This window comes from Microbacterium sp. BF1, from assembly GCF_019279095.1.
Lineage (GTDB): Bacteria > Actinomycetota > Actinomycetes > Actinomycetales > Microbacteriaceae > Microbacterium > Microbacterium maritypicum.
On the sequence record NZ_JAGYWT010000508.1, the window covers coordinates 1 to 1,708 of the forward strand.

Genomic DNA, 1,708 nt, shown 5'->3' on the forward strand with positions numbered 1-1,708 from the left:
GCGAGCGACTGGTGATGCCGTACCGGTCGCGGTACGCGGCCACGGTTCGCGCCTGCCGTCGCCACACGGTCCCAATGCGCTGCTCTACTGGCTTCTCTCCGAACGCAAGCGTCCATTCCTCACCCCCGGAGAAGCCTTGATCGAGCACCGCATCAGCTCGCTGCTCGATGAGGTCGCGGCGCTCGGCAAGGGCCATTCGCATATCACCGCTCATGGCGCCAGTCGCTTCGGGAATGAGACCAGCGATCAGGCGCGGTGGCTTGCTGTTTCGACCGGAGCCGGCCGGCCTCTCGGTAGCGCGGGCGAGCCGATGGTGAAGCACCGAGGCGATATCGTCGGCATCCGCGAACTCTCGGGCTGCGATCAATCGGGGCATGAGCGTATCGACGTTGTGGTGGTTCGCTTCTGCCCGGCGGAGTTCGGCGGCGAGCGCGCCGAACGTATCGGATCGGATTGCGTCTTCTGTCTGCTCGTCGGTGAGTCCGGAGTTTCTGAGGAGTGTGGTGAAGCGGTCGTGTTGGGCGGCTTGAGCGATCGTCTCGTACTCGGCCGCGAGCTGCGCGATCGATCCCCATGCTTCTTGTTCTGCGGTGACGGTCTCGTGTGCGGAGAGCTCGGCGCCCACGTGCTGCAGCACCCCGTAGAGGACGGTCCGCGGGGTCGCATCCGGATCATCCGCCGGGTGTGGGGCGGTGTGGTTGTCGTCGGGGCGGTCGGTGGCGACGTAGACGAGGTTTGTGTGCCTGCCGCGGGTCATCGCGACGTACAGGTTCTCCCTCGTGGTGGAGGAGTCGGCGAGGACGTGGGAGGTGTCGGTGGTGATGCCTTGGGCTCTATGTGCGGTGACGGCGTATCCGAGATCAACGTGATCCGTGACATATCCCGCGGGCAGGAGGACGGTTCCTCGGCTCCCGGCGCGGCGTACGGTGAGTGATCCGTCGTCGCGAACGTCGATGATGGTCCATCGGTCGCCGTTGCGTACCCATCCGCGGCCGGCGCGGATGCGTCGGTCGTTTTGGCGGGTGATGATCGTGTCACCGAGGGCCGCGCGGGCGTCGTCATGGAGTGCGACTTCTCGTATGGCGTTTACGGTGCCGTCGAGGATGAGGTCTGCGCGGGCGCGTTGGTTCAGGGCGTGGACGGATTCGTTGGAGTCCGCGATCAATACGGTCGCGGCGCTGGCGAGGGTATCTGCGCGCCAGGCTGTGTAGGCGGCGTCGATCATCGCCTCTGTGCTTCCGCCGGTGATGCGCGAGTGGTCGGCGTAGGTGTCGATCGCTTCGGTGCGTCCGTGGCGGAGATCGAGTGAAGCGGTCTTCTCCCAGTCGTTGACGAAGCGGTGCACGTCGACGAGTTCGGGGGCGTCGTCGCGGTCGTGGACGAGGAGGGAGAATGCGCCACCTGCGGAGACGGATTGCAGTTGTGCCCAGTCACCTACTAGCAGCACCTTCGCGCCCACCTCGACGGCGTGTTCGGTGACGCGATCCAGCGACAGCGTGCCGGCAAGTGATGCTTCGTCGACGATCACGAGTTGTCCTGGACTGAAGGTCGCGCCGGTCTTCTGGTGGTCTTGCCACCACTTTGCAGTGTTCTCCGTCCGGATACCAAGATCATCGGCCAGGACTTGCGCGGCTACTGCGGACGGTGCGAGTCCGACGACGCTGCCCCGCCCGTGCTCGCTTTCCCATGCGGTGCGCAGGGTACGCAT

General features: G+C 65.5%; 1 protein-coding gene. It reads right to left on the reverse strand.

Going from position 1 to position 1,708, the window contains the following annotated elements:
• Window positions 1–1,708: ATP-dependent RecD-like DNA helicase (locus KZA10_RS14225; protein ID WP_218683213.1), on the reverse strand; the 1,708-nt coding region annotated here is incomplete at both ends.